Annotated in this window: 28 protein-coding genes and 1 tRNA gene; 23 read left to right on the top strand and 6 right to left on the bottom strand. The window is 41.1% G+C overall.

Annotated elements, in window-relative coordinates:
• Positions 1 to 95: 95 nt before the first annotated feature.
• From AWW68_RS16205 to AWW68_RS20165, 3 genes are all read left to right on the top strand, one after another.
• Positions 96 to 644, top strand: a complete 549-nt coding sequence (locus AWW68_RS16205; protein ID WP_068223286.1) for a DinB family protein — start codon at positions 96 to 98, stop codon at positions 642 to 644.
• Positions 645 to 751: 107 nt separating this feature from the next.
• A complete protein-coding gene (locus tag AWW68_RS16200) occupies positions 752 to 964 on the top strand; it encodes a hypothetical protein (protein ID WP_068223281.1) in 213 nt (70 codons plus the stop codon).
• Between the two features lie 191 nt (positions 965 to 1,155).
• Positions 1,156 to 1,308: a hypothetical protein gene (locus AWW68_RS20165; protein WP_157717684.1), complete on the top strand. Its 153-nt coding sequence runs from the start codon at positions 1,156 to 1,158 to the stop codon at positions 1,306 to 1,308.
• 360 nt (positions 1,309 to 1,668) lie between these two features.
• On the opposite strand, the gene AWW68_RS16190 is transcribed toward AWW68_RS20165, so the two are convergent.
• Positions 1,669 to 1,742: transfer RNA gene (locus tag AWW68_RS16190), tRNA-Asp, on the bottom strand.
• Between the two features lie 368 nt (positions 1,743 to 2,110).
• Between AWW68_RS16190 and AWW68_RS16185 the strand changes: the two genes are divergently transcribed.
• Complete coding sequence (locus AWW68_RS16185; protein WP_157717683.1) at positions 2,111 to 2,536, top strand: hypothetical protein; 426 nt, start codon at positions 2,111 to 2,113, stop codon at positions 2,534 to 2,536.
• A 9-nt stretch (positions 2,537 to 2,545) separates the two neighbouring features.
• On the opposite strand, the gene AWW68_RS16180 is transcribed toward AWW68_RS16185, so the two are convergent.
• Positions 2,546 to 3,154 (bottom strand): DUF6134 family protein, encoded by a 609-nt coding sequence (locus tag AWW68_RS16180; protein WP_068223272.1) that lies wholly within the window; start codon positions 3,152 to 3,154, stop codon positions 2,546 to 2,548.
• Positions 3,155 to 3,171: 17 nt separating this feature from the next.
• Here AWW68_RS16180 and AWW68_RS16175 point away from each other — a divergent pair, with 17 nt between their 5' ends.
• Entirely contained in the window at positions 3,172 to 3,456 is a 285-nt protein-coding gene (locus tag AWW68_RS16175; RefSeq protein ID WP_068223269.1) for a GNAT family N-acetyltransferase, read from the top strand.
• A 2-nt stretch (positions 3,457 to 3,458) separates the two neighbouring features.
• Here AWW68_RS16175 and AWW68_RS16170 read toward each other — a convergent pair whose 3' ends face one another.
• Complete coding sequence (locus tag AWW68_RS16170; protein ID WP_068223265.1) at positions 3,459 to 3,917, bottom strand: CBS domain-containing protein; 459 nt, start codon at positions 3,915 to 3,917, stop codon at positions 3,459 to 3,461.
• A gap of 637 nt (positions 3,918 to 4,554) precedes the next feature.
• On the opposite strand from AWW68_RS16170, the gene AWW68_RS16165 reads away from it, so the two are divergent.
• Complete coding sequence (locus AWW68_RS16165; protein WP_068223263.1) at positions 4,555 to 5,697, top strand: serine hydrolase domain-containing protein; 1,143 nt, start codon at positions 4,555 to 4,557, stop codon at positions 5,695 to 5,697.
• Here AWW68_RS16165 and AWW68_RS16160 read toward each other — a convergent pair.
• Together AWW68_RS16160 and AWW68_RS16155 are read right to left on the bottom strand one after the other, a co-directional pair.
• The gene (locus AWW68_RS16160) at positions 5,690 to 5,917 is read right to left on the bottom strand and encodes a DUF3820 family protein (protein ID WP_068223260.1); all 228 of its coding nucleotides are present in this window, start codon (positions 5,915 to 5,917) and stop codon (positions 5,690 to 5,692) included. The genes AWW68_RS16165 and AWW68_RS16160 overlap by 8 nt on opposite strands.
• Positions 5,918 to 6,062: 145 nt before the next feature.
• Positions 6,063 to 6,734 carry an OmpA family protein gene (locus AWW68_RS16155; protein ID WP_068223258.1) on the bottom strand — a complete coding sequence of 224 codons (672 nt, stop codon included), beginning with the start codon at positions 6,732 to 6,734 and terminating at the stop codon, positions 6,063 to 6,065.
• Positions 6,735 to 6,943: 209 nt separating this feature from the next.
• Between AWW68_RS16155 and AWW68_RS16150 the strand changes: the two genes are divergently transcribed.
• From AWW68_RS16150 to AWW68_RS16115, 8 genes are all read left to right on the top strand, one after another.
• On the top strand, positions 6,944 to 7,867 hold the full coding sequence (locus AWW68_RS16150; protein ID WP_068223256.1) for an SRPBCC family protein: 924 nt from the start codon (positions 6,944 to 6,946) through the stop codon (positions 7,865 to 7,867).
• Positions 7,868 to 7,943: 76 nt separating this feature from the next.
• On the top strand, positions 7,944 to 8,504 hold the full coding sequence (locus AWW68_RS16145) for a TetR/AcrR family transcriptional regulator (RefSeq protein ID WP_068223253.1): 561 nt from the start codon (positions 7,944 to 7,946) through the stop codon (positions 8,502 to 8,504).
• A gap of 90 nt (positions 8,505 to 8,594) precedes the next feature.
• Positions 8,595 to 9,143, top strand: coding sequence for a carboxymuconolactone decarboxylase family protein (locus AWW68_RS16140; protein ID WP_068223250.1), 549 nt, complete (start codon positions 8,595 to 8,597; stop codon positions 9,141 to 9,143).
• Positions 9,144 to 9,199: 56 nt separating this feature from the next.
• Positions 9,200 to 9,646: a hypothetical protein gene (locus tag AWW68_RS16135; RefSeq protein WP_068223247.1), complete on the top strand. Its 447-nt coding sequence runs from the start codon at positions 9,200 to 9,202 to the stop codon at positions 9,644 to 9,646.
• Positions 9,647 to 9,696: 50 nt separating this feature from the next.
• Positions 9,697 to 10,107, top strand: coding sequence for a nuclear transport factor 2 family protein (locus AWW68_RS16130; protein WP_068223245.1), 411 nt, complete (start codon positions 9,697 to 9,699; stop codon positions 10,105 to 10,107).
• Between the two features lie 10 nt (positions 10,108 to 10,117).
• Positions 10,118 to 10,744, top strand: coding sequence for a pyridoxamine 5'-phosphate oxidase family protein (locus AWW68_RS16125; protein ID WP_068223243.1), 627 nt, complete (start codon positions 10,118 to 10,120; stop codon positions 10,742 to 10,744).
• Between the two features lie 59 nt (positions 10,745 to 10,803).
• On the top strand, positions 10,804 to 11,439 hold the full coding sequence (locus AWW68_RS16120) for a flavin reductase family protein (RefSeq protein ID WP_245660258.1): 636 nt from the start codon (positions 10,804 to 10,806) through the stop codon (positions 11,437 to 11,439).
• Between the two features lie 93 nt (positions 11,440 to 11,532).
• Positions 11,533 to 12,006: an ankyrin repeat domain-containing protein gene (locus AWW68_RS16115; RefSeq protein WP_068223240.1), complete on the top strand. Its 474-nt coding sequence runs from the start codon at positions 11,533 to 11,535 to the stop codon at positions 12,004 to 12,006.
• Positions 12,007 to 12,018: 12 nt separating this feature from the next.
• Here the strand turns inward: AWW68_RS16115 and AWW68_RS16110 are convergent, their stop codons facing one another.
• Complete coding sequence (locus AWW68_RS16110) at positions 12,019 to 12,918, bottom strand: hypothetical protein (RefSeq protein WP_157717682.1); 900 nt, start codon at positions 12,916 to 12,918, stop codon at positions 12,019 to 12,021.
• A gap of 168 nt (positions 12,919 to 13,086) precedes the next feature.
• Here AWW68_RS16110 and AWW68_RS16105 point away from each other — a divergent pair, with 168 nt between their 5' ends.
• The 9 genes from AWW68_RS16105 (at position 13,087) to paaZ (ending at position 21,293) form a co-directional block, all read left to right on the top strand.
• The gene (locus tag AWW68_RS16105; RefSeq protein WP_068223235.1) at positions 13,087 to 13,677 is read left to right on the top strand and encodes a TetR/AcrR family transcriptional regulator; all 591 of its coding nucleotides are present in this window, start codon (positions 13,087 to 13,089) and stop codon (positions 13,675 to 13,677) included.
• Between the two features lie 57 nt (positions 13,678 to 13,734).
• Positions 13,735 to 14,799 carry a 1,2-phenylacetyl-CoA epoxidase subunit PaaE gene (gene paaE, locus AWW68_RS16100; RefSeq protein ID WP_068223232.1) on the top strand — a complete coding sequence of 355 codons (1,065 nt, stop codon included), beginning with the start codon at positions 13,735 to 13,737 and terminating at the stop codon, positions 14,797 to 14,799.
• Positions 14,800 to 14,815: 16 nt separating this feature from the next.
• Positions 14,816 to 15,754 (top strand): 1,2-phenylacetyl-CoA epoxidase subunit PaaA, encoded by a 939-nt coding sequence (gene paaA, locus AWW68_RS16095; RefSeq protein WP_068223230.1) that lies wholly within the window; start codon positions 14,816 to 14,818, stop codon positions 15,752 to 15,754.
• A 167-nt stretch (positions 15,755 to 15,921) separates the two neighbouring features.
• Positions 15,922 to 16,206 (top strand): 1,2-phenylacetyl-CoA epoxidase subunit PaaB, encoded by a 285-nt coding sequence (gene paaB, locus AWW68_RS16090; protein ID WP_068223227.1) that lies wholly within the window; start codon positions 15,922 to 15,924, stop codon positions 16,204 to 16,206.
• 1 nt (position 16,207) lies between these two features.
• Positions 16,208 to 16,963: a 1,2-phenylacetyl-CoA epoxidase subunit PaaC gene (gene paaC, locus AWW68_RS16085; RefSeq protein WP_068223224.1), complete on the top strand. Its 756-nt coding sequence runs from the start codon at positions 16,208 to 16,210 to the stop codon at positions 16,961 to 16,963.
• Positions 16,957 to 17,421, top strand: coding sequence for a 1,2-phenylacetyl-CoA epoxidase subunit PaaD (gene paaD, locus AWW68_RS16080; protein ID WP_068223221.1), 465 nt, complete (start codon positions 16,957 to 16,959; stop codon positions 17,419 to 17,421). The genes paaC and paaD overlap by 7 nt, the downstream gene beginning before the upstream one ends.
• 25 nt (positions 17,422 to 17,446) lie before the next feature.
• A complete protein-coding gene (gene pcaF / locus AWW68_RS16075) occupies positions 17,447 to 18,655 on the top strand; it encodes a 3-oxoadipyl-CoA thiolase (RefSeq protein ID WP_068223219.1) in 1,209 nt (402 codons plus the stop codon).
• Positions 18,655 to 19,251 carry an acyltransferase gene (locus AWW68_RS16070; protein WP_068223216.1) on the top strand — a complete coding sequence of 199 codons (597 nt, stop codon included), beginning with the start codon at positions 18,655 to 18,657 and terminating at the stop codon, positions 19,249 to 19,251. The genes pcaF and AWW68_RS16070 overlap by 1 nt, the downstream gene beginning before the upstream one ends.
• Entirely contained in the window at positions 19,248 to 21,293 is a 2,046-nt protein-coding gene (paaZ, locus tag AWW68_RS16065) for a phenylacetic acid degradation bifunctional protein PaaZ (RefSeq protein WP_068223213.1), read from the top strand. The genes AWW68_RS16070 and paaZ overlap by 4 nt, the downstream gene beginning before the upstream one ends.
• The last annotated feature ends 27 nt before the right edge of the window (positions 21,294 to 21,320 follow it).

Genomic DNA, 21,320 nt, shown 5'->3' with positions numbered 1-21,320 from the left:
AAAGAGCCTTTCTGAGTCATCAGAAGGGCTTTTTCTATGTAAAGGAGTAGGTTTTCTATTAAAATCCTACCTTTAAATCAATCACAAAAAACGATATGAAAAGGACTGTTTTGCTATTGATTCTTATGCTCACTTTTGGTGGTTTGCATGCCCAAGAACTTCCATATAAGTCGCTTTTAAAAGCGCCTGAGAATTATTCTGCAGCTAATGTTATAGCCAGAATGGTAGATGGGCTAGGTTATAGGTTCTACTGGGCTTCAGAGGGGCTTAAGGCCGAAGATTTAAGTTTTGGTCCGGAAGGTGAAGGTCGGGATATTCAGCAAACCACAAAGCATATCTATGACCTGTGTCTGTTAGTGCTTCAAAGTGTAGATAAAGGGGCTGAAGTTGAGGAACCAGGAGAAGATTTTGAGGAGTTGCGAGCCGAAACGCTAAAAGTTCTCTATGCTACCTCCTTAAAGCTTCGCGAATTGTCAGATAAGGATATGGAGACCTTGAGTTTTAGGGGGATGCCTCTCTGGTATATGATCAACGGCCCTATAGCAGATGCTGTTTATCATACAGGTCAAATAGTGCTTTTAAGACGAATGGCTGGAAACCCTATGAATCCTAATGTGAATGTGCTCACAGGGGTTAATAGGTAAATTATAGAACTACACTAGAGTGATAAACTTTGACTTTTTAGGAACCATTTGGTTTTCTGTTTGTCTTTTGGGTAGTGCTTCTCTAAACTTGCCGCTTTAAATTCAATATGTCATCAGTTAAAGACCAACAAAAAGCAATTACCAATAAAGGAAAAGGCCTATTTAAGTCGTGGGTAAGTGCCATAACTATTAGGAAAGGTGATGGCTTTGGAACAATTCTCTTGAAATTGTTGAAAGCAGTTGGAGGCGTTGTTTTTATTATTGTGGCTAGTCCGGTTATTCTGCTGCTTTTTATTCTTGCCCTAGCTATTGCACTTTGATCAGGTATTTTCTGCACTATAGTTTTCTTGTTCCAGCAATTCTGTTCGGATTGCATCAAGCTCTCCAACACCTATTTCAGCTAAAGATCCATTTTCTCGATAATTACCTGGACCCGTTTTGTTTCTCTGCTATATTCTTGGTGATTTACCAATGGCAACGTAGTTGGTGGGTGGAAGGGGAGAGAATTCAAATGCTTGAAATAGTAGCTTGGGTTTTTATGCTCTCCTTTATTTCTGAGGTGCTTTTTCCGCTGCTGTCAGCAGCGTTTACTCCCGATTGGTACGATGTGTTATCTATAGCTATTGGAGGTGCTTGGTTTGCTTTTACTAGGGTTGAGAGCTAGAATTCTTTTAGAGGTGGTTTTTGGAATCATACCCAGTCTCTGCGGTAATCGTTTTTTAGGTTAAGACTCAGAGTATCCTACGTAGAAAGAGCAATCCTTTTTGCTTTGAAGAATATAAGTATAGTGCATGTGTGTCCGTGGCGTTCGTGTTAAGATAATATATTCTTAAGAGAGTTTGCTTTGAGTGTGTAATGAAGAAAGAGTAGCTAGAAACAATAAACTTAGATTGCCATGAGGCTTTTAGCGATATAGGAGGGGCTCGAACCCTACAACCTTCCCGAGCAACTCGGGACAGGCGTTCTTACCGCCTTTAGGATTTTTGGGCATAAAAAAAGCCCAGTCTATGACTGAGCTTTTATGCGGAACGGACGGGACTCGAACCCGCGACCTCCTGCGTGACAGGCAGGCATTCTAACCAGCTGAACTACCGCTCCAAAATGTTTTTTGTTTGTCCCTTTCGTTTAAGGTGATGCAAAAGTAGTGGCTTCATTTTGATTTGCAAACTCCTCCAGTGAAAATATTTACACTTTTTTATTTCTGCCTGTAGACCAGATAGTTAAAAATGAATTTTTTTTCAGGCAGGCAAAAGGACCTCATGCTGTCTATTGAATTACTAATTATAAATGGACAGTGGTTTTCAAATTCTTTATGAAGAGCTTTTAAAGTCGGTTTTATGTGGTTTAAAGAGCTTAAGTTGTTGTAGGTGAGGGGTTAGGTGATTTACCTAAACTTTGAGCTTAGGTCTTTTGCGATCAATTTACGGGCTGTTTATGGTGAAGTTTGAATCATAAACAACAAAACCATGAGCCACCTTGCACTACTTTCTCAATCGATGGACAACCATCGTTCTAATTCAAATTCAAACAAGAATAGCGGTTTAGTTCCGGAAGATCCTGCAGCACTTGTTCAGGAGCTGGGTCAAAGCCTTGATGTTCAGCTTACCTTAAAGAAGATGAGCAGTTTGTGTCTTATCATTCTAGATAAAAGACTGTTTATTGATACCATGACTAACTTTATTGGGTTAACCGATGAGCCAGAAAAAGTAGATTTCACTTTTTCGACTTTTGCTAGTAAAGGAGTATTGAGACTAACCGGTATGGGAAATATGTCTGAATTAAATGAAGAGTTGATATGCCTGTCTTCTATGATGAAGCTTTTCAATGGTTATCTATTATCAGATTGCTCTTCACTTACTTTAGTGTTCCCTATGAAGAGTTTCTTCTCTTAAAAGAATCTTTTAGAGTTCCTTTTTCAGTTTAAAGGTAATGGTGAAGAGCTTGTGGTTTATCTCTAATTCATCTAAAACACCCTCTGAGTATTTATGGAACTCTTTTTTACCATTTCGTTTGAAATAATAAGTCTGGTTAGCAGTTTCAGTAATTTCAATCATTTCTCCTGAAGAAAGAGCATAAGCATGTTTTATGCCCTTGGGTTCTTCAAAGTAAAATAGGTCGGCACCCAGAAGCTCTGAATGCGCCAGCGTTCTTTTCTTGCCATCAACTTCAACCTGATATTCGTTGCCATATTTTACTGTTTGCACATCAGACTTTAGCTGCCCATTTACTTTGGCAGTAGATGAGGCCTGAAATAGACTTTGATTTATATAGGTAGACTCAGAATATAATTCCAGCTTTATTTTGACTATTAGCTGAGCATCTAATTTAGTTTGAATAATGATTTTCACATTTTCATCATTCACTTCGCGCTCAGCAACTAGTTCTCCTACTTTTTCACCTTTCAAAAAGCCTTCGTAGGTTAAGCGTTGTCCTTCAGCATAATTGAATGAAATGAGCTGAACGAAAAAGCCTATAACTAAGATTCGGAAAAAATAAACTTTAGACTTCATACAAAAGTTGGGAGCGTATGGATTGGAAGATACAAGTGAAAGAACACGAAAACAAAGGAAGTTTTTATATAGAAGAGAATGAAGAAATAGTTGCGGAAATGACTTTTTCCAAGGCGGGAGATCAGCGTATAATCATAGATCATACAGAAATTAGTGACGGCTTGAGAGGAAAAGGTGTAGGATTAAAGCTAGTGGAGTTTGCTGTGGATTATGTAAGGTCTAAAAATATCAAGATGCTTCCGCTTTGCCCTTTTGTGAAGTCAACATTGCTGAAGCATCCTCAATGGAAAGATGTTTGGTAAGATTACCAGGTAGACGTTTTTAAGTCTCTAGTGGCCTGAAGGATGTCTCTTCTACTAATTTGCCCTACGAGTTTACCCGAGTGATCAATTACCGGGAACCTTCTATAATGGGTGTGTAGAAATTTGGAGGCTACATCCAACACATCGGCAGTTACAGATACTGTTGCCACGTTGTTACTCATGTATTGCAATACAGTAATTTTACCATGAGGGAGGTTGTGGTATGCCTCATCTACCATAATCTTTAAGCAGTCTATCTCCGATAGTATTCCAATAATTTTACCATCATCGTCCATTACCGGAGCGCCAGATATTCTTTTTTCAAGGAATACATCCATGGCATCGGCAATGCTCTGAAGTGGATGAAACGTAATTACCTCTTTTGTCATGTAGTCGGTAACTGGCCTGTAGTCTTTAATATTCTTGGCTGGCTCTGGTGCTTTTGCTCCTGTGAAATTCATATCGCTCGTCTTTAAAAGTTCTACTTCAGTTAATCTAGACTTAGAAATTACGGATAAATACCTGGAATTCAAAATATAAAATGGTGGTATTAGTTATAGTTGAAATAATAGGCGGTTTTTATGTGTTTACTAAGAATAAATGAGTGTTTTTTCCGTTGAGTTCGGTTTATTCTTTTGAGGAGTAGGGTTGTCGGTCAGTTTTCTTTGGGAACTTGTGGGGAAGAAAATAATTCAAGACCATTAAATCTAAGTGCCTGCTCAGCTTCGTATATACATCACATAGTTGATAAAGAGTTTTCACAGGTCGTTTGGGTAACGGCAAGCGGCCAGTGTCTGATTAGTTGGTTGAGTCTGGGTAGTCTGCTTCTGCAGGCTGCCCTAATTTTTTAGACAGAATTGAGTTATGAAATGCGCTAAGTGCTTCTTTTTTACTGATTAAGCTCATTTTATATGTTAACAATACTTTACAATTAACAATACGTTGTTAGTTTTGCACCAGAATAAGCGTGAATAACAGAGTTGTTCATGTTTTCGATTAGGTGGAAGGAGGTGTCATGGCCTCCTTTCTTTTTCCACTTATATAAGGCTTGTTGATTTGATCCTTGATTGTCGGTTGATTCGGATTAAATTAGTCCTCATGAAATCACTTATCCTATCTCTTCTATTAGTCACTTCTGTATCCATTCAGGCTCAAGGTTACTTTCCAGCTCGAGGTACCTGGCAAGTCAAGGAAGCTTCAAGCCTAGGGTTGAATCAAGACTTACTTTCTGAAGCAGTAAAATTTGCCGAGGCAAATGAATACTCTGGTTCCAAAGATTTGAGAATAGCTATTCTAGAAGGCTTTAGAACTGAGCCTTTCCATGAGATATTAGGCCCCACCAAAAAGAGAGGTGGACCAGCGGGAGTAATTATTAAAGATGGATACATTGTGGCTCAATGGGGCGATGTAGATCGCGTAGATATGACCTTCAGTGTGACCAAGAGCTACCTTTCTACCATGGCTGGTTTGGCCATAGACGATGGATTGATTAGAAGCACAGAAGACTTGGTGGGTGATTATGTTTGGGATGGTACTTTTAATGGGGCTCATAACTCTACCATCAAATGGCATCATTTGCTAAATCAATCATCTGCATGGAGTGGACAGCTTTTTGGTTTGTACGACTGGGCCGATAGACCTCCAAGAAGAGGTGGGATTGATGATTGGAGAACAGCCAAACCAGTGGAAGTGGGAACAGTTATGGAATACAATGACGTAAGAGTGAATGTCTTGGCTTATTCGCTTCTAAACGTTTGGAGAAAACCACTTCCTCAGGTGCTTAAAGAAAGAATTATGGATCCGATTGGTGCTTCTACCACATGGAGATGGTATGGAGGCGATAAAGCTTGGGTAAACATAGATGGTATAAAAATGCAGTCGGTTACTGGCGGAGGTCACTCAGGTGGAGGTGTTTTCATCAATACGCTAGATCAGGCCAGATTTGGTCTGCTTTTCCTCAATAATGGTAAATGGAATGGCCGCCGGTTAATTTCTGAGAATTGGGTGAATGCTGTTCAGCAACCGTCTGAGGCTATGGAAAGCTACGGATATATGTGGTGGCTGAATAGAGGGCCGAGAAAATGGAAAGGCGTAGAGGACGAGTCTATCTACTATGCTGCGGGTTTTGGAGGTAACTTTATTGTGGTAGATAAAACTAACAATATGGTGGTGGTTACTCGTTGGTTAGAGCCTAGCAAAATAGGGGAGATGATGCAAAAGGTGTTGGCTGCTACTAAATAGTTCGCTTCAATTGCCTTAGAATATCTTCTAGACCATTGAGCTTAATCTCATAAACCGTTTGTAATTGCATGCCTAGTTTGCCTTTGGGAAAGCCTTCTCTGGCAAACCATTCAAGGTAGAAAATGGGTAGATCGCAGATTTTGGTTCCCTTATACTTTCCAAAGGGCATTGAGTCTTTTACAAGGCTCACCAATATCTCTCCATTCGGTCTATTTTCCATTTCTTGAGGTATTAAGTTCTCGCGAAGGTAGTCTTTTAATAAAGAGCAGTTATTCCTTTTTGTGAGGAATTAATGGCTCTCGAATACAAAAAAAGGAGCACCGTTTAACGTGCTCCTTAAGTTCTTCATTTAGAATGGAGAGTGATTAGTCTTGACCAAGTTCACCTCTTTTTGCCATTCTTTTCATTTTATCGTTAGCATAAATAGCTACTTCAACTCTTCTATTGGCTTGTCTACCAGCGTTGGTTCCATTGTCTGCTACTGGTTGAGATTCGCCATATCCAGCCATGCTCAATCTGCTGTAGTCAATACCTAAACTAATTAGGTAATCTTGAACTGATGAAGCTCTTTTTTCTGATAAGGTTTGGTTGTAAGCTGCATCACCAGTACTATCGGTATGACCTTCAATAAGCACATTCGTGTCTTCATATTTTTTCAACACAGTTGCTAAATCTTGAAGATTGGTTTTAGTATCAACATTTAAAGAAGACTGGTTAGTAGCGAACATAATTCCAGAATCGAAAGTGATTTTAATACCTTCTCCAATTCTTTCTACATCAGCGCCCTCTAAGTCAGCTCTTAGCTCTTCGGCTTGTTTGTCCATTCTCTTACCAATTAGGGCACCCGCTGTACCGCCTATGGCAGATCCTATAATTACTCCAGTTGCTGTATTATCTTTTCCTGCAATTACGCCTCCAAGTACACCACCAGCAGCTCCACCAATACCAGCACCTTTAAGTGAGTTACTAGCATTACATCCGTAAAGCATCACGGCAGATAAAAGGGTGATTGCAAATAGTTTCAGTTTGTTTTTCATGGTTTTTTGAATTTTTGTCTGTTGTTGTTCAATTGAAGTGCCAAGGCCGAAAATGGCCTATTATGCCCCAAATGTAGTGTTTGTCGGTGATCGCTTTTCCGATTTGGGAAGCATTTTTTTAAAATGAAAAGGTTTGGCAATACTTGCCTTTGCTTTAAACAACTGTTGAACAAAAATCATATCTTCATTCCTCTTAAAACTCATCAGCTATGCCTAAAATGAATATTTCCCGATCTATCGAGATCAACGCTCCTGTAGGTCAGGTGTTTCCAAAATTGAATGATCTGAACCATTGGAAAACATGGTCGCCATGGCTAATTCTGGAGCCAGAGACAAAAGTTATTGTGAGAGATGATGCCAAGTATTATGAGTGGGAGGGGGAGCGAACTGGTTCAGGAAATATGACCATTACTTCAGAAAAGGAAAATGAGAGCTTGGCAATAGACTTGGTGTTTCTAAAGCCATGGAAGTCTAAAGCAAAAGTGGGCTTTAACCTTAAGCCTGTGGGTGATAAAACTAAGGTTACTTGGACAATGGACAGCTCAATGCCCTTCTTTATGCTTTTCATGAAGAGCATGATGGAAGCTTTTATAGGTATGGATTATGAAAGAGGCCTAAAGCTCTTGAAAGACTATGTGGAGGATGGTGAAGTGCACTCTAAGCTAGAAATAGAAAAATCTGGAACGTACAGCGGATGTCAATACATTGGCTTGAAGACAGAATGCAAGATTGCAGATATGTCTGATGCCATGACAAAGGACTTTGAGAAGTTATGGGCATTCATGGATGATAAAAAGGATATAATTGCCGGCAATCCAGTATCAATTTATCATAAATGGAAGTTTGGGAAAGGTACTTGCCAATACTCAGTTGGAGTGCCTGTTAGCTCTATTCCATCAAGCCTTCCTGGAGATTTCGTAAAGGGCGAAATTCCGGCAATTGAGACTTATAGCGTAATACACACAGGGCCTTATGAGCATTTAGGCAATGCTTGGTCTATGATGATGAATCTGCAAAGGAGTAAAGCATTTAAGGCTAAAAAAGGCATTCACCCGTTCGAGGAGTACCTTAATGACCCGTCTTCTACAGATCCGTTGGAGTACAAAACGGCTGTAAGGTTTGCGGTCAAATAATGAGTTGGGCAGAAGCTGATTTCTTAGGAAATTGAACATGTATACATACTTGTCTGTTTATTAATAAATTTGTGATATGAAAAAGAGACCAGTGAAGGAAAGAATTGTGGAGACTGCTTCTGAGCTCTTCTACAAAAATGGCTACAACAGAACCGGTATTAATGAAATACTAGAAAAGTCTGGTGTGGCCAAAGCAAGTATGTATCAGCACTTCAGATCTAAGGAAGAAATAGGGGTGGAGTATCTCATTCATATGGAGATTGAGGCGAATAAAAAGCTTTCGGCTCGAATAGATGCTCAGCCAAAAGGCAAGGCAAAACTGCTAGCAATAATAGACCATGTCGCTGACTTCTTTGAGTCAGGCTCTTTTAGGGGATGTTGGAGCTTGAACACCATTGCCGAAATCTCTAAAGACGATAAGCTGATGATGGAAGAAATAATTCGGCAGAAGAAAGCCATGAAGGCCTGGTTTCTAAGGTTGGTTGAAGAAAATGTTACTGCTAAAGACCCTAGCGATATGGCGAATCGTTTATATATGATGTACGAGGCGGCACTAATGGAAGCAAGAGTTTTTAATGAAAAATGGCCAATAGAGACTGCTAGAGCCATGTCTGAAGAAATTATCGAAAAAGGTTAAAATTTTTTGAACTAAAAGAACAGACCTGTCTGTTTGTTTTTCATATCGCCTGAAGTCAGGCAAAAATTGAAACAACAAAAACAAAAAATTATGAAAACCTTTAACGTACCAACAAGAGAAGAAGTAGGAGAAAGCAATCAGCAAATCTTCGACAATTTGAAAAGCCAATTGGGCTTTGTTCCAAACCTTTATGCCACCATGGCTTACTCAGACACTGCTCTAGGAAATTACCTACAATTACAGCAGTCTAAAACATCTCTTTCTAACAAAGAAAAAGAAGTGGTAAACCTAGTGGTTAGCCAAGGCAACAACTGTACGTATTGCCAAAGTGCGCACACTGCAATCAGTAAAATGAATGGTTTTACAGATGACCAGATTCTTGAGCTTAGAAGTGGTAAAGCTTCTTTCAATGAGAAGTTTGATACACTGGTAAAATTGGCTTCAGAGATTAACCTGAACAGAGGTCAGGTAAGTGAGTCTACTTTAGAAAACTTCTTTAATGCTGGCTACAGCAAAGGAGCTTTAGTAGATGTAGTGGTAGCCATTGCAGATAAAGTGGTGATGAACTACCTGCACAACCTCACTCAAGTTCCAGTAGACTTTCCTATAGCTCAAGAACTAGATACAGTAGAAGCTTAATTCACACCAGTTCATTCGGAGGCCTAACGCTTCCGAATGGATTTTAACCACAGGTCATGCAAAATAAAATCAACTGGCAAAACGCCATTATTGCGGGTGTACTAGGTACGCTAGCATTCGATATTGTAGGTCTAATGTTTACTGGTCAATGGTGGGATATTCCCGCCCTGATAGGTGAGAAGACTGGCTTGGGCTTAGCATACGGAGTAGCAGGTCACTACGGAAACGGAGTCTTGCTTTCCATTCTATATGCAGGTATTGCGCCTTCACTTTGGGGGCCTAAGTGGGCAAAAGCAGCCATTTTTGCTTCGGCAGAAACCGTAGCATTAGTTTGGTTCTTTATGTTCCCACTTTTAGGGGCAGGAGTGGCAGGGCTCAAGCTTAGCCCAATGATTCCTGTTATTACCATGGTGAGACACTGGGCTTATGCCATTCCATTAACATTAATTATCGACTATGCTTTGATAAAATCGAAGAAGTCAAAACAAGTGAGTGTAGGTTAATTCTCTTGGGACAGGCAGTGCTTGTCCCAAGTTCTTTTAAAGTAATTACAATGGAAAAAAAATACCCACTACCACCATTTAGCGAAGAAACTGCCAAGCAAAAGATTCAGATGGCAGAAGATGCTTGGAATAGCCAAGATCCTCAGAAAGTTTCTATGGCATATACAATAGACAGTGAATGGAGAAATCGTTCACAGTTTGTCAACGGGCGCGAAGAGATTCGTTCTTTTCTTTCAGAGAAATGGAAGAAAGAAAAAAACTATAAGCTCAAGAAGGAATATTGGTCGCATACCGATAACCGAATTGCTGTTCGTTTTGAATACGAGTACCAAAACGAAGCAGGCGATTGGTTCAGAGCCTATGGTAATGAAAACTGGGAGTTCAATGAAAATGGATTAATGCAGAAGCGCTATGCAAGCATTAATGACCTGCCAATTCTAGAGTCTGAAAGGAAGCTATAAACTTAGTGATATGAACTATGCAAAATTGGCATTTTCAGATGCAATTAGATCTCTTCAAGAGAAGTATGGCAGCCGCAGAAACTACGAAAGAGTTGAGAGATTTAGCTCTTACAGCGGTTTAACAGAAAACGAGGCTCGCTTTGTAAATGAGCGTGATAGTTTTTACGCAGCGAGTATTGGAGAAAATGGCTTTCCATATATTCAACACAGAGGAGGGCCTAAAGGCTTTTTAAAAGTGCTTGATGACAGAACTCTGGGTTTCCTAGATTTTTCCGGTAACCGTCAATACATTTCTTTAGGCAATCTTCATCATAGTAATAAGGTAGCCTTATTTTTAATGGACTACCCAAACCGAGCTAGGTTAAAGGTTTATGCCAAAGCTGAAGTAGTAGAACTCGGAGAAAGACCGGAATTAGAGTCGTCTTTATTAACTGATGGCTACAAAGCAAAACCGGAGCGCATTATTTTCTACCACATTGAGGCCTTCGATTGGAATTGTCCTCAGCACATTACACCACGGTATACAGAAGAACAAATTCAGGAAGTTCTCCAAAATCAAACGGATTACATAGAGTCTTTAGAAGAGGAACTAAGAGATCTTCGTAATAAAATTGGCGCAAATGAGAGTAAGGGCTGAATGATTTTTAGCTGGAGCTTGAACAGTTTCTTTCGGCTCGAGTTGGTTCTAAAATATCAATGATGCAGCTGAACGGAAACGAAATAAAATCGCTAGATAAAATTTACCGACTGAACCTGATTAATTCAGTTACTGGCATTAAACCCGCCAATTTGATAGGCACAAAAAATAGTCAAGGTGTTGAAAACTTGGCTATTTTTTCTTCTGTGGTACACTTGGGGAGCAATCCGCCACTGATCGGAATGGTTACCAGGCCAACCGATGAAGTGCCAAGACATACCTTTTCCAATATTGAAGAAAGTGGTGTTTATACCATCAATGCAGTAGGTGCCGAAATGACCAAAGAGGCACACTACACCTCTGCCAAATTTGAAGAGGAGGAATCCGAATTCGAAACCTGTGGTTTCATACCTGAGTATGTAGATGGTTTTGACGCACCATTTGTTCAACAGAGCAAGCTTAAAATGGGGCTTAAACTGGTAGATCAATATCCTATTCGTCAAAACGGGACCATCCTATTGGTGGGCGAAATCCAACACCTGATTGTTGAAGAAGATGCCATAACTTCAGAAGGATATCTAGAACTTGATAAACTCAATCTTGCCGGAATTTCTGGCTTAAATACTTACTACAGACTCAATAAAATAGATACATATCCTTATGCAAGGGTAAATGATTTTAAGAGTGAAGCTTAAATTGTTTTATTGTTTTCATCAATACTGTCTCTAAATAATCAATTTGTTTTAAGTGTAGAACAGTGTGAATTTCAGGTCAAAAATAGGCTAAGTATGAAAGAGTTAGTAGCAGAATTACAGCAAGCAATTCGTACGGGTTCTAGGGAAACCGTTATTAACCTGATCAATGAAAACCCTGATTTAGTAAACGAACCAGATGAAAGAGGATTTACTCCTCTAATTATGGCTGCATACTTCGATCAGCTTGAAATACTCAAGTCGCTTTTGGAAAAAGGTGCCAGAATCAATGATGTAGATGGAGCAGGCAATACAGCTTTGATGGGGGCTGTCTTTAAAGGCTATCCGGAAATTGTCCGTTACTTGCTCGATAAAGGAGCATCTACTCAAGCTAAGAACATCAACGGAGCTAATGTAATGACTTACGCTGCAGGCTATGGCAAGCCAGAGATCATTGATATGCTCATAGCCGCCAAAGCCGATTCAACCATAAAGGACAACAAAGGTCTGACGCCTTCAGATCATGCTGAAAAACAAGGAAATACTTATTTTCTACGAGCCATAAGTTGATAGATCGTATCCCTATCGCTTGAAAATAGAGTAGCCAGCACCAAATCCTACCCATGGTCGTCTTGAGAAATCCCACTGACTCGCGTTATTAGATAGGGGGAGGTCTACTCCAAAGGCGGCTATTAATTGAATGTCTCCAAAAGCTAGAGTTGTCATGAGTCCCGGAGAGTAGAATGCCTCAAACGTTTCTTTGCCTTCAGGGTATCTGTCAGAAGTATTACCTGGCTTTAGGCTTTGTCCACTCAACAAGCTAAAAAAGCTAAAAACTAGGGTAGTGCTCGATTCCTTATCGGTATACTTGCTGTTGTAGAATGATTTGTATCCTCTTTCAAGTCCCACATAGAATCCTACGTTTAAATCTTTTGTAAATAAGTAGTCACTGTCGCTGTTTCTACCATTAAAGTGTAATCTGAATGGAACAGTTAAAGCCCCAACCGCTACAGCTCTGGTGCTCACTTTCAAAGAGGTCCTGTTCGGTATTTTTATAAAGTAGGTACCGCCTTTAGGGTGTTGCCTTTCAATATCAGTGACACCTATAGGTGATTTTAGGCCTGTAGATTCATTTTTATTCCAGTAAGGATAGAAATCTAGAAACAAGGTATCGCCTTTCCATTTGTAGTTAGCTTTTCGATAAACCCCTCCGTTGCCTTGTGAGACTGTGGTTCGGTCAGAATCTGAAAAGGATAATGCCATTTCTTCGTTCTTAAGAAAACTCTTAGTGTAGAAGTTGTCATAACTCAATTCAATGGTGACAGTGGTAGAATCGTTTTCTGAGTACTTATAGTAAATAGGAAGGTTAGGACTCTGAACATCAATTCGGAGATGGTCTTTAAATCTTGCTTGCTGACCATTTACTAAGCTTGAAGATAGGATTAGTGCGCTGATTAAGAGGGTGTTGAATAGATTTTTCATTGCGTTGTATTTTACTCTAATCTCGAGATATTTGCTGAAGGATGACAGACCAAAATCCAAATTGGTGGTAAACAACTAGTTAATTTAAAGTGAGTGCTATGAGCCCATTCAGAGTTGGATGAGCGTGATAAATGATTGCACCAAAATATTATTCACTATTTTTCGCCCATGAAACCAACGGATGGCCTCACTTCGCGTAAGCAGCAGATTTTAGAACAGGCGGCTAAATTGTTCAGAACCAGAGGCTTTAAAGGGGCTTCGCTAAGACAAATTGCCGAAAAGGTGGGAATGGAAGGGCCTAGCCTTTATAACCATATCAAATCGAAGCATGAGCTCTTATCTATTTTGGTGATGAATAATGCCAGGGAGTTCAACCATAGAATCAACGAAATTCATGCGTCTTCTTTAAGTTCATTAGATAAAATAGATCGGGTCATTTCTCTCCATATCGAACTTACGGTGGTCAATCCAGATGCTATGTCGTTGATGCTCAGTGAGTGGACACACCTTGAGGCTGATGAGAGATTGGAATATGTAAAGCTTCGCGATAGCTACGAAAACCAGTTCAAAGAAATTTTGGAGCAAGCCATGTTTGAAGGCGATGTAGTTCAAATGGATGTTAACTTCATGCTGTTTATGATTCTCTCTACGCTCAGGTCGCTTTATGCTTGGTGCGCACGATATAAGAATTATAATCGTTTAGAAATGGAGGCCTATTTGAAGCAGGGCATTCTTAAAGGAATTTTGAAAAAGGCTTAATTTTTTTTCGAACATTAACTAATATTGGTTAGTTTTTAACTAGAGTAAATTAGTGTTATGGCATTCTATCCATTAAAAGTCAAAGACTTATATCATCCTACTGAAGATTCAGCAGCGGTATCTTTCGATATTCCTGAGAATCTAAAGGACGATTTTCAGTATAAGCAAGGGCAATATCTTACCCTAAGAGAGACTATAAATGGTGACGAGGTGAGGCGTTCATATTCTATCTGCTCATGTCCTTTAGACAATGAATTGACGGTAGCCATTAAAAGGGTAGAGGGTGGCTTGTTTTCTAATTTTGCTAATGACCAGCTCAAAGTGGGTGATATGGTGGAGGTAATGCCTCCAAACGGACGTTTTTACTCAGAGTTGAATCCTGAAAACGAGAAAACCTATGTGGCTTTTGCCGGAGGTAGTGGTATCACACCAATCATTTCCATCATAGAGACTACCTTAAGAACAGAACCAAATAGCCATTTCACCTTATTCTATGCCAATAGAAAATCTGCTTCTATCATCTTTCAGGAAAGACTAGAAGCGCTTAAAAATAAATACATGAACAGGTTTGTTCTACACCACGTCTTAAGCGATGAGGTGGTAGAAATGGATATGTACCAAGGCTATATTGATCAAGAGAAGGTGAAGCGATTTGCACAAGTCTTCTTCAATGTAGACTCAGTAGATGAATTCTTCACTTGTGGCCCAGAACCAATGATGCTGTCCATCAGAGACTCATTATTAGAGTTGGAAGTTCCAACAAAGAAGATTCACATGGAGCTTTTTACTTCTCCTTTAGGTAAATTAGGAGGAGGTAAGAAGAAAGAGCAAACGCATGAGCAGGCCAAAAGTGAGGTTACCGTGGTGTTAGATGGAAATAATTACACTTTCCCTTACGACTCACGTGAATCTATTTTGGATGTAGCCATCCTCAATGGTCTAGATTTACCTTACGCCTGTAAAGGTGGCGTTTGTAGCACCTGTATATGTAAGGTAGAAGAAGGCTCGGTAGATATGGAAGTAAATTATGCCTTAGAGCCAGACGAATTGGCCAATGGCATGGTACTCAGCTGCCAGAGCTACCCGAAAACAGAAACAGTAAAATTGAATTTTGACGTTTAACCAGAACTCAAGAATTATGGATACAGCATTATTAGAACAGCATTTCAACGAGAAGATCGACCAAGATATTCGGATTGAACCGAAAGACTGGATGCCAGATCATTACCGTAAAACGTTGATCAGACAGATTTCTCAGCATGCCCATTCAGAAATTGTTGGTATGCTGCCAGAAGCGAACTGGATTACAAGAGCTCCTTCACTTAGAAGAAAGGCTGCTGCGCTTGCCAAAGTTCAAGATGAGGCTGGTCACGGATTATATCTTTACTCGGCTTGTGAAACATTAGGTGTAGATAGAGACGACTTATTCGCAGATCTACACTCTGGTAAAGCCAAGTATTCAAGTATTTTCAATTACCCAACACTCACTTGGGCCGATATGGGTGCCATTGGTTGGTTGGTTGATGGTGCTGCAATCATGAACCAAGTGCCGCTTTGCCGTGCTTCTTATGGACCTTATGCTAGAGCCATGGTAAGAGTGTGTAAGGAAGAATCTTTCCATCAAAGACAAGGGTATGAGATTATGCTTACGCTTTGCAATGGTTCTGACGAGCAAAAGAAAATGGCGCAAGATGCATTGAACCGTTGGTGGTGGCCTTCATTAATGATGTTTGGCCCAACCGATAAAGATTCTAAGCATACTGAGCAATCTATGCGCTGGAGAATCAAAAGATTCACCAATGACGAGTTGCGTCAGAAGTTTGTAGATGTAACTGTTCCTCAAGCTGAATTGCTAGGTCTAACTGTTCCAGACAAAGATTTGAAATGGAATGAAGAACGAGGACATTATGATTTCGGTGAAATTGATTGGAAAGAATTCTTCAACGTAATTAGCGGTAATGGTCCTTGCAATAAGCAAAGGATAGAGGCTCGTAAATCTGCTTGGGACAATGGCGCTTGGGTAAGAGAAGCCGCCAATGCTCATGCCGAGAAGAAAGCCAAAAGGAAGGCAGCATAATGTCTACTTTGTCGGGTTGGAACAGAAATGCGACCCCGCGACCTGAAAGGTGAGTTAATGCAGTATGATCGCTCCCTTTAGGGATTAAGGGTAAAGTAGAAAAAACAAAGTAGATAACTCGTACCCCGAGGCATCGGGGCGAACATCTAAAATCAAAAATCAAAAGGATGAACAAGAATTGGCCCCTTTGGGAAGTATTTATAAGAAGTAAAGCCGGATTGAATCACAAGCATGTAGGAAGCTTGCATGCAGCCGATGCAGACATGGCTATTCAGAATGCCCGTGATGTATATACCCGCAGAAATGAAGGCGTTAGCATTTGGGTGGTAGAGTCTACAAATATTGCGGCTTCAGACCCGGCAGACTCAGACCAGATGTATGAACCAGCAAAAGATAAGGTGTACAGACATCCAACTTTCTACAATTTGCCTGACGAATTAAAGCACATGTAAAATGCAGGATCAGAATAAATTCAACTACATCATACAGCAAGCCGATAATTGCCTGATTTTAGGTCAGCGATTGGCAGAGCTTTGTGGTCACGGTCCTGTGTTAGAGCAAGATATTGCCACAACCAATATCTCTCTAGATCTTATCGGTCAAGCGAGACTGTTCTACCAGTACGCTGCTGAGCTTCAAGAAGAAGGAAAGACTGAAGATGACTTGGCTTACTTACGTGATGCTTGGGACTTTAAAAATGTGTTGTTGGTAGAACAGCCTAATGGCGATTTCGGAAAAACTATTTTCCGACAGTTCCTGTATGACACATTTAGTTGCTATTTCTACGAAGAGCTAATGAAGTCTTCTGATGAAAGATTGGCCTCTATTGCTGCAAAATCGCACAAAGAAACCCTATATCACATGAAATGGAGTGGTGATTGGGTAATTCGCTTGGGCGATGGTACAGAAGAAAGCCACAACCGCATTCAGCAATCTGTCAATGAACTTTGGTCATACAAGGACGAAATAATTTCTGTGAATGCAGTAGACCAAGAAGCTGAAAAGGCCGGTTATGGTGTTTCTTTAGAGTTAATCAAAGAAAAGAGAAACGAAAAAATTAAAGCTGTTCTAGAAGAAGCTACTCTTACAACTCCTGAAGGCGACTATGCCCACAAAGGAGGAAAAGAGGGAACACATAGTGAGCATTTAGGCTTTATTTTAGCCGATCTACAGTTTTTACAAAGAGCATATCCTGGTAACGAATGGTAATCTCAAAATCGCAGATTGAAGAAATTCTAGATGAGGTGAAAGATCCGGAAATTCCGGTCATTTCAATTGCCGATTTAGGAATTCTCAGAGATGTGAAAGTGAGCGATGATGGCTTTATTGAGGTGGTAATTACGCCAACTTATACTGGCTGTCCTGCCATGATGGAGATTGAGCGCGACATCAACAATGCGCTTAAAAAGGAGGGGATCAATGATTTCAAGATTACCACTGTCCTTTCTCCGGCATGGAGCACTGATTTGATGACCGAAGAGGGCAAAGCCCGATTAAAGGAATATGGAATTGCTCCACCTAACCCTACCAACGAAGAAGATATAGAGTGCCCCAACTGTGGCTCTCGCAATACAAAATTGCTAAGTCAATTTGGTTCTACAGCTTGCAAATCACTTTTTAAATGCAACGACTGTTTGGAACCCTTCGACTATTTCAAATGTCATTAATTGACATGAATTACCTATGGAATCGATGAAAGATACTTTTATAATAGATGGAATTAGAACTCCGATTGGCAAATTCGGAGGTACTTTAGGCGCAGTCCGAACGGATGATTTAGCCGCATTGGTCATCAAAGAATTGATGAGCCGCAATAGCCAAATCGATCCAACTCTAATCGAAGATGTGATCTTGGGTTGTGCCAACCAAGCAGGTGAAGACAACCGAAATGTTGCCAGAATGGCTTCGCTTTTGGCCGGACTTCCGTACTCAGTGCCAGGAGAGACGGTGAACCGTTTATGCGCTTCGGGAATGTCGGCCATAGTGCAGGCAAACCGTGCCATCAAAACTGGCGATGGCGACTTATTTATTGCTGGGGGAGTAGAAAACATGACACGTGGGCCTTGGGTGATCTCTAAATCGGCCAGACCTTTCGGTACCGATGCAAAGATGTTTGATTCAAGCTTTGGCTGGAGATTCATCAACCCGCAAATGGAAAAGGTTTACGGAACTGATTCCATGGGCATGACGGCTGAAAACTTGGTAGAGATTCACAAGATCAGTCGTGACGATCAAGATGCTTTCGCTTACAATTCTCAAATGAAAGCCGCTAAAGCACAAGCGAGTGGCAGATTGGCAGAGGAAATTGTGACGGTAGAAATACCGCAGCGAAAGAAAGACCCAATCGTTTTCAATCAAGACGAGTTTATCAAGGCCAACACTACACAAGAAATTCTCGCTGGCTTAAGACCTGCCTTCAAAAATGATGGTAGCGTAACCGCTGGTAATGCTTCTGGCTTAAACGATGGTGCAGCAGCGGTTTTAGTAGCTTCGGAAGATGCGGTTAAAGCCAACGGATTGACGCCAAAAGCACGAATTGTCGCTTCAGGTGTGGTGGGTGTAGAGCCAAGAATTATGGGCATTGGGCCTGTTGAGGCTACACAGAAAGCTTTGAAGAGAGCTGGATTAACGCTCGATCAAATGGATGTGATTGAGATTAACGAGGCATTTGCAGCACAGTCACTTTCTTGCACTCGAGCTTTAGGTTTGGAAGATAACGATGAGCGCATCAACCCGAACGGTGGTGCTATTGCTATCGGTCACCCACTGGGAATGACAGGAGCTAGAATTACTTATTCAGCAGCTTTAGAATTGCAAAAAACCGGAAAGCGTTATGCGCTCGCCACTATGTGTGTGGGTGTGGGACAGGGTTATGCCATAATCCTAGAAAACGTAGGTTAATGATTTACGAATTCAACAATATCAAACCTGTTGTGCACGAAACGGCATTTGTCCATCCTTTGGCAGCCGTTACTGGCGATGTAATCATTGGAAAAAATGTTTACATCGGTCCGGGAGCAGCCATTCGTGGCGATTGGGGGAGAATTGTGATTGAAGATGGCTGTAACGTTCAGGAAAATTGCACTGTGCATATGTTTCCTGGTATCACCATCACTTTACAAGAAAGCGCACACATTGGCCATGGCGCCATTATTCACGGAGCACAAATTGGTAAAAACGTATTGGTTGGCATGAATGCCGTAATAATGGACCAGTCTGAAATAGGGGACGAGTCTATTGTTGGGGCACTCAGCTTTGTGAAAGCCAATTCTATTTTTGAAAAAAGAAGCCTTATTGTGGGTAACCCAGCCAAACGCATTAAAGAAGTAAGCGATGATATGATTGGCTGGAAAACAGAAGGAACAAAGTTGTATCAGCAGCTTCCGGCCGACTGTTATGCTTCACTTAAAGAATGTGAACCACTTAGGGAAATAGAACCTAACCGACCGATTGCTTCGGCAGATTATAAAACCTGGAACGAAACGAAAAAGAAATGATAGATAAGATACCACACTTTATAGCGGGCGAATGGATTCATGGCGATGGCGATGGCGAGGTTTTGCACCATGCCATTACAGGCGAAGCCGTTGGAACGCATACCATTAAAGGATTAGACTTCAGCGCAGCATATGATTATGCGCGCAAAGTAGGGAATCCAGCCTTGCGCAAAATGACTTTCCAAGAGCGTGGACTCATGCTCAAAGCCTTAGCTTTCCACCTCATGGAAAAGAAAGAGCAGTTCTACGAAGTGAGTAAAGCCACTGGTGCTACCCGCATCGATAGCTGGATTGACATTGAAGGTGGTATCGGAAACGTATTTTCAAACGCCAGTTTAAGACGTCAATTCCCGAACACTTCTTACCATGTAGATGGCGATATGGTTGGCCTTTCTAAAGGTGGATCATTCGTTGGTCACCACATTATGGTGCCGAAAGAAGGTGTGGCGGTGCATATCAACGCTTTCAACTTCCCGGTTTGGGGAATGTTGGAAAAGGCTGCAGTCAACTGGTTGGCTGGAATGCCGTGTATCATCAAGCCAGCTGAGCAAACTTGTTACTTAACGCAGGCCGTGGTGAAAGAAATCATCGATTCAGGATTGTTACCTGATGGTGCTTTGCAGTTGGTTTCTGGCTACGGAAATGGACTTTTAGACTATGTCGATTCTCAAGATGTGGTGACTTTCACTGGCTCTTTCGAAACAGGTAAGAAGCTAAAAACGCTTCCTCAAATTATTGAAAACTCAGTTCCGTTCAACTTAGAGGCTGATTCATTGAATTGTGCGGTGTTGGGAGAAGATGCAGTGCCAGGAACGGCAGAATTCGACTTATTCATCAAAGAAGTTCGAAAAGAAATTACAGTAAAAGCAGGGCAAAAATGTACTGCAGTACGAAGAATTATAGTGCCAGAAAAGCTGGTAGAAGATGTTCAAATTGCTTTGGGCAAAGCTTTAGCTAAGACCACCATTGGTGACCCTTCAGTAGAAGGTGTAAGAATGGGAGCTTTGGCCGGAAAGGAACAGTTGGCTGAGGTAACCAAAAAGGTGGCAGAGCTGGCTAAAACTTCTGAAATGGTTTACGGTACACTCGACAAAGTGGATTTAATGGGTGCTGATTGGGACAAAGGTGCCTTTATTTCGCCTATCCTGTTCTTGAACCAGAATCCGCTGGGTGTTGATGAACCACACAATGTGGAAGCTTTCGGTCCAGTAAGTACCATTTTGCCATACAAAACCATCGATGAGGCCATTGCCATTTCTAAGAAAGGAAAAGGTTCGTTGGTGTCTTCAATCACTACTGCCGATGATAAAATTGCTACTGAGTATACAGTTGGAGCAGCTAGTCATCATGGAAGAATTTTAGTGTTGAACGAAGCTTGCGCGAAGGAAAGTACAGGTCACGGTTCGCCAATGCCAATGCTAACGCATGGTGGCCCAGGAAGAGCCGGTGGAGGCGAAGAAATGGGTGGAAAGCGTGGTGTAATGCACTACATGCAGCGGACCGCTATTCAGGGGTCTCCAACTACTTTAACGGAGATCACGCAGCAGTACCAATACGGTGGCGAATACAAAGATCCGGGGCAGCATTTGTTCTCTAAATACTTCGAGGATATTGAAGTAGGAGAGACCATAATCACTGCGAAGAGAACGGTAACCGAAACCGATATTGTAAACTTTGCTAACGTAAGCTGGGATCATTTCTATGCGCATACTGACGAGACTTCCTTGGAAGGAACAACCTTCGAAGGTCGCGTAGCACACGGTTATTTTGTGCTTTCTGCAGCGGCTGGTTTATTCGTTCAGGCGAAGAAGGGGCCAGTATTGTTGAACTACGGACTAGAAACTTGTCGCTTTACCAAGCCTGTTTACCCAGGAGCGACTATTGGTGTTCGTTTAACCGTGAAGGAAAAAGTAGAGCAAGAAAAGAAAGACGATATCGCTAAAGGCATCGTGAAATTCTTAGTGGATGTATATGATGAAACAGGCGAAACCGTAGCCATTGCCACTATTCTGACGATGATTAAAAAGAAGGATCAGGGGTAGGGAAAGAGCGAATCTCACTATAACACG

Origin of the sequence: Roseivirga spongicola, assembly GCF_001592965.1 — a bacterium.
GTDB lineage: Bacteria > Bacteroidota > Bacteroidia > Cytophagales > Cyclobacteriaceae > Roseivirga > Roseivirga spongicola.
The sequence above is the reverse complement of the archived record's forward strand: the minus strand, read 5'-3'. Positions and strand labels throughout refer to the sequence as shown.